This window comes from Chryseobacterium balustinum, assembly GCF_900168205.1.
Taxonomy (GTDB): domain Bacteria; phylum Bacteroidota; class Bacteroidia; order Flavobacteriales; family Weeksellaceae; genus Chryseobacterium; species Chryseobacterium balustinum.
Genome location: NZ_FUZE01000001.1, coordinates 738394 through 747898, shown reverse-complemented (window position 1 = coordinate 747898; position 9505 = coordinate 738394). Strand labels below are relative to the sequence as shown.

The 9505-nt window shown below is 31.2% G+C and carries 7 protein-coding genes; 5 read left to right on the top strand and 2 right to left on the bottom strand.

Features of this window, described 5'->3' with window-relative positions:
* Nucleotides 1-285 precede the first annotated feature (285 nt).
* From B5X64_RS03605 to B5X64_RS03585, 5 genes are all read left to right on the top strand, one after another.
* Nucleotides 286-2427 (top strand): peptidoglycan DD-metalloendopeptidase family protein, encoded by a 2142-nt coding sequence (locus B5X64_RS03605; RefSeq protein ID WP_123920993.1) that lies wholly within the window; start codon nt 286-288, stop codon nt 2425-2427.
* Nucleotides 2408-3043 (top strand): hypothetical protein, encoded by a 636-nt coding sequence (locus B5X64_RS03600; RefSeq protein ID WP_123920995.1) that lies wholly within the window; start codon nt 2408-2410, stop codon nt 3041-3043. The genes B5X64_RS03605 and B5X64_RS03600 overlap by 20 nt, the downstream gene beginning before the upstream one ends.
* Before the next feature lie 45 nt (nt 3044-3088).
* Nucleotides 3089-3670: a hypothetical protein gene (locus tag B5X64_RS03595; protein ID WP_079463921.1), complete on the top strand. Its 582-nt coding sequence runs from the start codon at nt 3089-3091 to the stop codon at nt 3668-3670.
* 663 nt (nt 3671-4333) lie between these two features.
* On the top strand, nt 4334-4693 hold the full coding sequence (locus tag B5X64_RS03590) for a hypothetical protein (RefSeq protein ID WP_079463920.1): 360 nt from the start codon (nt 4334-4336) through the stop codon (nt 4691-4693).
* Nucleotides 4694-5083: 390 nt separating this feature from the next.
* The gene (locus B5X64_RS03585) at nt 5084-7387 is read left to right on the top strand and encodes a GAF domain-containing protein (protein WP_079463919.1); all 2304 of its coding nucleotides are present in this window, start codon (nt 5084-5086) and stop codon (nt 7385-7387) included.
* 1 nt (nt 7388) lies between these two features.
* On the opposite strand, the gene B5X64_RS03580 is transcribed toward B5X64_RS03585, so the two are convergent.
* Both B5X64_RS03580 and B5X64_RS03575 read right to left on the bottom strand, forming a co-directional pair.
* Nucleotides 7389-8303 carry a bestrophin family protein gene (locus B5X64_RS03580; RefSeq protein ID WP_079463918.1) on the bottom strand — a complete coding sequence of 305 codons (915 nt, stop codon included), beginning with the start codon at nt 8301-8303 and terminating at the stop codon, nt 7389-7391.
* A gap of 17 nt (nt 8304-8320) precedes the next feature.
* Nucleotides 8321-9493, bottom strand: a complete 1173-nt coding sequence (locus tag B5X64_RS03575) for a Pycsar system effector family protein (RefSeq protein WP_079463917.1) — start codon at nt 9491-9493, stop codon at nt 8321-8323.
* Between the last annotated feature and the right edge of the window lie 12 nt (nt 9494-9505).

Below are 9505 nucleotides of genomic sequence, written 5' to 3'. Positions count from 1 at the left end.
GACACCACAGTAACAAGCTGGATAGGATTTAATTATTTAGCTTTTATCGTTATTGCTGTTAGGAAATTTAAAAAAAGAAAGTCGAGATGACTTCATAATTTAGAAAACCCTCTTTTTGGAAAAAAGGAGGATGAAAAATACGTATGGACATTATTTAAGAAGGTGAATAAGAACTGGAAACAAGTTTCAGGAAATATAAAATACGGTGAAAAAGTGCCTTATACTTTTGGTGAAAAAGTGACAGGCATTCCATTTAAAATTGAAGTTCATATAGAAAGGAAAAACTTGTTTAATAAAAATGAAAAAGTTCTCGCAGCAACCTTAATTGTAACTCCAAGAACAAAAAATGAATCTACTATTGGAAGAGTAATTTTATTAAACAAAGAAAAAGCAAATGTTAACACAGCAAAATTTAACGAAAGCTTAACTGCAGAGGCAAGAACTTCGAATCTCGTAGGAAAAGAAATAATTTTCTATCTTTGGGAAGAAGGCGCAACAGAAGATAAAAAATATCAGAAACCTAAAACTGCACAGGTAGACAAATATGGAATCGCAAGAGTAAAGTTCACTCTTTCCGACTATGCCACACCACAAACATTGATGAGCTTTTTTACAGGTGATGATAATGTGACAAAAAAGTTTTTTGTAACCGCATCTTATCAACTCAAAGAGGTCACTAATAAAACACCGGTTACTGTTACTGAACAACAACAACAACAACAACAACAACAACAACAACAACAAGCCGAAACAAAAAAGAAGCAAAGCGGACCGATTGAGAAACTTACTGAGATTGTTCTTATAGGAGTGGTGAAAACGGCTGAGCTTTTTGGTGATAAAACGAAAACACCAACGAGTATAGGTAAAGCGGCAACAGAAACGAAAGAGGATGGAAAATGCCCGAGATGTGAAAAAGTTACTCTTGGCGAACTTCAGAAAATATTTACAGGGGTTAAAAATTCTAGTGATTTAGAAGAGATTGTAACATTTTTCAATAAAGGAGCAAAATATTTCGGAATCAATACTTGTTTAAAGAAAGCTCATTTTTTTGCACAAGTTCTTAAAGAAACTGGAAATACTTTAACAATTAAAAGTCCAGAGAGCATGAATTATTCTACAGATGCTCTTAAGAATGGCTATTGGTATAGTAAAGGTGCAAATTGGGTTAAAGGTGATATAAGAAATAAAAAAGGTGGATATTATGCAAATGGTAGTAAAAAAAGTTCTTGTAATTTATCTTATTTTAGAAGTCATCCTGATATTGCGGAAAAATATGGTCGAAAAGATTTGAATAAATATGGAGATAAAGGAGTTCAAGTTGCATATGAAGATATGCTTGCTAATTATGCTTATTCTGATAAATATGGCAATGGAAATGTAGAATCGGGTGATGGTAGTAAATATAGGGGTAAAGGACTTATTCAATTAACTTGGAAGGAAAATTATGAAAAAGTAAATAATGAAATCAAACCTTTCGATCCAAGTGTAGATATTGTTTCTTCTCCAAATAAAATTCTTACAGATAAAAAATATGCTGTTTATAGTGCAATGGGTTTTTGGAAGTGGAAAAAGATTAGTGATGTTATAAAAAAAGACAAATCTCCCGACATCGTAGATAAAGTTACTTATCTTATTAACAAAGATGATGATACAGAATCTAAGAAAAAAAGGAAAGCTAATTTTCAAGATATTACAAGCAAAGTTTTCAGAATAGATGAATGTGAGCCTAGTGTTACTCAACCTGCAAAAGAATCATCGGGCAAATGGCATGACCCAGTTGATAATCCTCAAAGAACTAAATATAATTCTGCAGGAAACATTAAACCAGTTAGTGGAGCATATGGTGATGTTAGAAATGGTTACACAAAATATCATTCTGGTTTAGATCTATTTGCATTGCCATTTATTAAAGGTGAATCGGAAGGAACGCCGGTTTATGCATGTTTGGATGGTGAAGTTGTAGAATCAACTCCAGGAAATTCTGCAGGTCAAACAATTAGAATTAAAATTGAAAATGTAAAAGACTTACTTGAACAAGAAAAAAAGATAAATTATCAATTAGAATTTACAAGAGGAGAAGAAAAAGGTATTGATATAAAAGAAGACGACAACGTATATTTTATTTATATGCACTTGAGTAAAAGAGTAGTAAATAGTGGGAAAATTACTGCAGGTACTCTTATTGGATATTCTGGTGTTTCTGGTAGTATTGCAAACGATATTCCGAGTCCTCATTTACATTTAGAAATTGCAACTGTTCAAAATGCTTACGGAACAGGAAAAACAAAAAGAACTAATCCTGCTAGATTTATTAAGCTAAACTCATATAATACAAAAGATCAAGATGATGCCGTTAATTATAAATACGACCAAAATGGTACAAAAACCAAGTGGAATCCTCCCAAAAATGACCAAAGGAATTTATAACTTTCGTTTTATAATACTAATATTAGTTTGTTTTTTTTGTAAGGGACAAGAAAACAGTATACTAAATAAGCCATTTTCTTTGGAGAGTTATTCGGATAAAATCTCTAAAAATGAAACATTTATTATTTTAGAATCAAAAATACTTAAGAAAATTTTCAAAGAAAATTCTAAGTATTTTATTCAAAAAGGATGGCAAAAAATAGAACAAAGTAATAATACTATTACTGAATTAATTGCTAGTGATAAAGCTAATTTATTAAAAATAAAGCCTCACACGAATACACGATATTTATTTGTTGTTCAAAATGATATATTAAAAGATACTTTAAGAATAAAGAAAGAATTTGATTATTCAATTTGTCAATTAGATAAAGAAAACAAAAAACATGGATTAGCAATTGGTAAGTATAAAATAAATGATAGAAATGAATTTTTTGAAATTCATTATTTATATCAAATAAATAATAATGGAAAACTTGAAATAATTAAATTGGATACAAATATTTTTGATTGTCCAGCACCAAGTGATTATGTAAAAGACGAAGAACCAGATTCATATAAATTTGGAATTGTTGGAGGTAAAAAGTTTACTAGATACTGGTTTGAAAATCATTAATCATAAATGAAATACGTATAACATTAATAAATAATAAAAAAATAAATGAGGTATATAGTAATTATAATTTTAGGATTATTTAGCCTTTGGAGTTGCAAGCAACATTCGAATAATACAATAAATGAGAATAAAGAACCACAGTCAAAAACAGCGAACGTAAATCAGATTGTATTTAAAAAACCTGTTTCTGATACAATAATTACCAAAGAAAAAACCATTAAAGAATGGACTTTTAATAAAGAAAAAATTTATCTTTTCTCTTCCGATGAATCAGATGAATTTTACAATTATGGGTATCTTAAAATTGGAAGTATTAATTCTGATAAGTTTGTTAGAATTCCTAAAGAAGATTCTCCTTATACAGGTCTTGAGAAAATGGTAATTAAACATCCTTTTTTTACTATTGAACAATCTTATAGACAGGGAGATTATACAAATTATGAATATATTACATTTAAAAAAGAAGATCAATTTATTTATTTGTATAAGTATGCTGTTGATTATACTAATATTCATAATCTTGAAGATGATGTTGAGGGACTCCGTCTCGACCAAAAAGCAATTGGAAAAGTTAAAATGGAAACTGTTACACCTGAATTTTTAGATTCATTAAGAAGTGGAAAATAAATTTTGAAGTTACTATTTTTAATAACACTGGAATACCGAAATCTTATTGGGCAAGGGTAAACGAAAAAGGAATTGCTGAGGTGTACGTCTTCAAACCAACTTAGACATTGTTTTAAGTATTATATGTTTAATTTTTATCTATTATTATAATCGACCATTAAATTATGATACTTTAAATAGTTTATTATATAGAAAAATTAAAAGTAAAAAAATTAAATCAGTTGTTATTCGTAAAAGTACTGATTATGATAATCACGGAGCTACATATGTCGTGTTTGAAAGAGATAGTTTACCTACTCATACAGGATGGGATGAAAAAATAGAAATTGGAGATTCTATTATAAAATCAAAGGGTTCTTTGAAGATTATAATTAAGAACAGTAAAAAAATAGATACTTTAGACTACGAAAAGTATGAAGAAGAAATATTAACAACTAATTTTTAAAATAGAATTCCGGATTTGGTGGAGCTTTTTCAGGGGGAGGATCTTCTAGTTCTGCAAGATTTTTTGGAGTAGATAATACGAAAAGTCAAGAATGGGGACAATATGATGGTGGGTATTCTATCTACCTTGAGAGTTTCATATGGATTATCAAAACCTACTTTTGGAGCTGCATTTTCCAGAACAAACACTAAGTTTTTAAACCATAAAATAATTAGAATATGTCAAAAAGGAACAAAAATCTAATAATAATTCTAATTATTATCGGTGTGGTAATTTTATATAATTTTATTTTTTCTTCCAAAAATCGTAATAACAGAAGTTTTTTAGATGAAATGAGAAATCGAGAAATAAAATCAATAGTTTATAAAAAAACAATTGATTTTGAAAATCATGGTATACCATATATCGTGTATGGAAAAAAAGATAGTATAATCATATATAGAGATTGGGAAAACAAGATAGAAATACAAGATTCAATACTAAAACCCAAAGGATCTTTAGAGCTTTTAATTAAAAATCCAAATAAAGTTGAGAGACTTAATTATGAGGATCAAGATTTAAAATTGCCATCACCATAAAATAAAGTCCCGCTACGCAAAGTCTCCTGACTTTGAGCTAATAATTCAAATAAAGCCTCGCAAAATGTGAGGCTTTTGTGTTAAAAAGCATTCTATTTTTGTATATAGCTTTCCTCCACTTCTATAACGACAATAAAAACATCAATCCCCGCTGTGCAAAGTCTCCCGACTTTTGAGCATATAAAAATAAACCCAGCTCAATTGCAGTGGGTTTTGTATTAAAAAAAAACCATTTTGTATATGGAAACAAAAACTTTATAAGATTATCAACACAACCATAAAAATATCCAACACAACAAAAAAGCCAGTCTCTTATACAAATTTAAACACCTATAACAGCTAATTCCCTCATACTTTTCATACCTTTACCCTCACAATTTTTCTTACATTTTGGCAAATCTCTACAAGAAAGAAAGTCCGTTTCAGGTTTTTATATCGTTCAAAAAATATTTGGATGTGTTGGAGCATATTCGGTACAATGATCGTTTAGAGTATCGCGCCAATTATGCAGAATCTTTGATTGAGAAAACCAAAAATTTCAAAGAATTAAGAGACGGTTTTCAGGATCTTTCGGTGTTTGAAAAGCACAAAGACCTCATCAGACTTTTATTGGCAGACCTCTTCCCTACCGGTTTAACGAGAAATGAAATTAAAGCCGCAGGAATTCCGCTTACCAATCTTACGTTCAATTATACCGAAAGATTTCAGAATATTTTAAATGACGCAGGAAAAGATTTTGAAATCGAGTTCAGAGACATCAGTGATGACGAATATTACGTCTTTTGCTGTTGCCTGATTTTGCAGACTTACCTTAAAAAAGATATTAAAGTTACCATCCCATTTTATTACGACATTCCCGATAAACAGGGAATTATGAAGCATTATAAAATCACGGTCAATTCAGATTTCAGCGATGTTTATCCTGCTGAAGGAACCAAAATTCCGCCGGATGATATTTTAGATATCCTGCTTGAAAATTTAGATGATGTACAGCTTTGGAAAAAACACTTCCAACCGGAATCGTGGATTTTAAACGGATTCAGCATTATTTCTCTCATCGACTGTACTTCAGAAGTAGCATTATCTGATTTGAAGTCGAGCATGATTAAAATTGACTTGGAAAATCCGTCACCTGATGAAAATTTAAAAGAAATATTTAAATCCTATTTTGATGTTGCCGAGCTCAATTTTGGTTTGATGCTCTTTAATACTAAAAACAAAAGGCTCGAAAAGCTACCTATTTATGAGAATGTTTTCACCAATTATCTTCTCGATTTTTGGATCAATACCTTTGACGAAGAGGTAAGGAAAACTGCTTTTGAAAACATTAGTTACAACTCAAAGCCTGTCGTAGTTTCTAACGTCGACAAGCTTGATGATGAGATTAAAAAACTCCCTTCTTTCAGTATTTTAAAAGATAATAACATCAATAGCTTCATGGTCATTCCGATTATGAAAGACAATGAGCTATTAGCAATGATGGAGTTTACTTCGCCTATAGCCAATAGTTTGAATGGCTTAAAACTCAAAAAACTCGAGTTTGTTGCCGATATGATTATTTTCTCACTCAGCAGATTTTCGTATGAAAGAAATAATCAGATTGAAGCGATCATTCAGCGTGAATATACAACGATTCATGACAGCGTCATCTGGAAATTCAGGAATGAAGCAGAGCGTTACTTCAATGCTTATTTAGCAAAAAAAATATATACTTTAAAAGAGATTTCATTTAAAAATCTCACTCCTTTGTTTAGTTTTTCAGACATTCGTGCTTCATCAGACAAGCGTTTTAATCTGATGCTGGAAGATCTCAATCAGCAAATAGACGGACTTCAGGGAGGTATGACAACACTGAATTCCTCAGAATCTGAAAAGTATTCCTTGGCATTGGATGTTTTTGAAAATGAATTGAATAATGAAATAAAAGCAGATACAGAACAACGCTTCCAAAGACTTTTACGGGAAGAAATCCATCCTTACCTGCAGGGTCAGCTTGAGGTGAAAAGTGATGAAAACATTAAAGATAAAATCAAAGGTTACTTTAGTCAGGTTTTTACGCAGAATGATCTTTTTTATGCCAACAGAAAAAATCTAGATGATTCTATTACGCTTCTCAACCGTAAACTGGCCGATATTTTAGACCAAAAACAGGTGGCCGCACAGGAAATTTTCCCGCATTATTTCGAAAGGTTTAAGTCGGATGGTGTTGAGCACAATCTTTACATCGGTCCAAGTATTGCTCCAGAACTACCCTATTCTTCGAAAATCGTTAATGAATTAAGATATTGGCAGCTGGAAACACTTTGTGCAATGGAACATGAGTTTCGTTTATTCAAAAAAGATCTTCCGGTTCCGCTCGATATTGCTTCTTTGATTTTTGTATATAATGAAAAAATAGATATCCGTTTCCGAATGGATGAAAAACGTTTTGATGTAGACGGTGCATTTAATTCTAATTTTGAGATCATCAAAAAAAGATTGGAAAAAGCCCATATCAAAGATTCTACCGAAAGAATTACCTGCCCCGGAAAAATTACCATTGTATATTTCGGATTGGAAAATCAACGTGAATATCTACAATACATCAATAAACTTCAGAAACAAAATATTTTAAAATCTGATGTTGAACTTTTAAGAGTTGAAGATCTACAGGGAATTACAGGGTTGCTTGCCATGAGAGTTTCTTTAGCGTAAACTAATCTACAAAATAGGAATCAGGCTTTTTTAGTTCTCCTTGCGGAATTTCTGCCTGCTCAAAAATAGAAAATTCAATCGTTCTGCAAATACTGTTTAGCGCCAAATCATTTTCTTCCTCACCAAAAGGTTCCGCGATTTCCTGAATAATTGCGTCTAAAGCAATAAAAGTATAGCTGATCAGCAAAACAATCAACGGCATCATCCAATCTAAGCTGTCGAGTAATCCGAAAGGCAACCAAAAACAGTATAAATAAACGGTACGATGAAGCAAAACACTGTAAGCAAATGGAAGCGGCGTATTGTAAATCCTCTCACAACCTCCGGAAATATTAGAAAACTGATTTAATTGATGATTCATAGAAGTCAAAACAATCGTATCTATATTTCCTTTTTTATTTTGCGCATTCAGCCAATCTGAAATAAAGCCCAAAACAATATTAGGAATAAATTTTTTACCCTGTATCTGACGAAACTGCTCTTCAGAAAGTAAATGTTGAATAGGTTTTGTTTCCGATTTATCTCTTAATTGATAGTTTAAAGACCAACAAAATGCAGAAATAAGCTTTACAATTTCCTGTTTTTCTTCTTTTGAAACATTAGGTATAAAAGATAAGATTTGTCTTGTTAAAGATCGGGTTTCAATGACCAGCAGTCCCCAAAGTTTTCTCCCTTCCCAAAAACGGTCATAACTTGCGGTATTGCAAAAGCCCATGAAAATGGCTAAAGCCAAACCTATCAATGTAAAAACAGTAGGATTGAGCTTAACTTTGTAATCATAAATTTTTCCGTTAAAATAATATACCGCTACAGAGAAAATGGTAATGATGAAAAGTTGGGTAATTATTTTCTTTAGTACAGAACCTCTCCATATAAATAACATTTTCAGCCAGTGGGTTCGCTGTCTTACAATCATGTTTTGTGAAGTTTTAATTAAAGCGAAAGAAAAGCGTACGCAAAAGACAGTACAGAAATCACAATTCCTGCCATAAAAATTTTATAAGTAATAGAAAGCAACTTATATTTTCTGTCTAAAACTTTCCCAAGATAATAAAGATCTTTCACCATAGAATCGTAGATATAATCTCTGTCTTTGATGAGATCATGCATAGAATTCAGATAATGATTAAATTCCATTTGATGGAAATTACCGAAAAACAAAAGGTTTACTTTACGGTCTTTAATATCCTGATCGGTAAAAGTTGTCTTCGTCACATTTGGTTTTGTAGAAAGAATGGCGAAGATAATGGTCAATACACTCGATATCAACAAGAAAAAAGTTGGAATGATAAGATGGGTGTTTTTAGGTGCATCTAATTTTGGAACCAATACAGACAAACATACCGAAATAATAATTGCATTCACTGAAAGTAAAATATTCGCCTTGCTGTCTGCAATATCACTCAGTCTTGTATGATTATTTAAGGTAACTCTGAAAAGCGTATCTACACTTCTATCAGATTTCTGATCTTTTTTTTCTGAATTTTCTTTTTTGGGTTTCTCCTCTTTGTCCATTTTATCCATCTTCTTTTCCAATTTTTTTACATTTTTCAATTTGAGTGGCTCCCAGTTTTCTTTGGCATAATCTGTAAAATATTTATGCTTATTTTTAAGAAAATCTACATTCATCTCATTCCATTCATCATTAGAAAAACACATTCCTCCTGTCAGTTCCCATTCTTTACGCAAAGCTTCTGCAGAATCATTGTAAAACGGACTTGCAAAATGACTGAAGTCTGCATCTTTCATAATTTCCTCTAAAAAACCCTGAGGTTGATGGTATTTTTCAGTAGAAAGAATCAATTTAGAAACTTCTTCAATATATTCATCCGAAAAATTATCTTTTCTAAGAAAATCTTTCATAATGGCAGAACTTCTTGCTTCATGACCTTCAGCATTACAGTCTGTAAAACCAACATCATGAAACCACAACGCAAGCAGTACTTTTTCTCTGTCAATTTCAGACAAATTGGTATGTTTTATGATTTCATCTGCTTTCTGAACGGCGTATGTGGTATGGATAAAATTATGATAAAAGTAAACTGAAGATAGTTTATCTTTGAATAAGTTTTCAACATAATTTTTAGCTTTGTCTAAGATGCTCATCACAGAATTTTT

What these genes read in the sequence shown, in the direction of transcription:
- B5X64_RS03600 (WP_123920995.1), top strand. Translation starts at nt 2,408, where the DNA reads ATGACCAAAGGAATTTATAACTTTCGTTTTATAATACTAATATTAGTT.
- B5X64_RS03595 (WP_079463921.1), top strand. Translation starts at nt 3,089, where the DNA reads ATGAGGTATATAGTAATTATAATTTTAGGATTATTTAGCCTTTGGAGT.
- B5X64_RS03590 (WP_079463920.1), top strand. Translation starts at nt 4,334, where the DNA reads ATGTCAAAAAGGAACAAAAATCTAATAATAATTCTAATTATTATCGGT.
- B5X64_RS03580 (WP_079463918.1), bottom strand. Translation starts at nt 8,303, where the DNA reads ATGATTGTAAGACAGCGAACCCACTGGCTGAAAATGTTATTTATATGG.
- B5X64_RS03575 (WP_079463917.1), bottom strand. Translation starts at nt 9,493, where the DNA reads ATGAGCATCTTAGACAAAGCTAAAAATTATGTTGAAAACTTATTCAAA.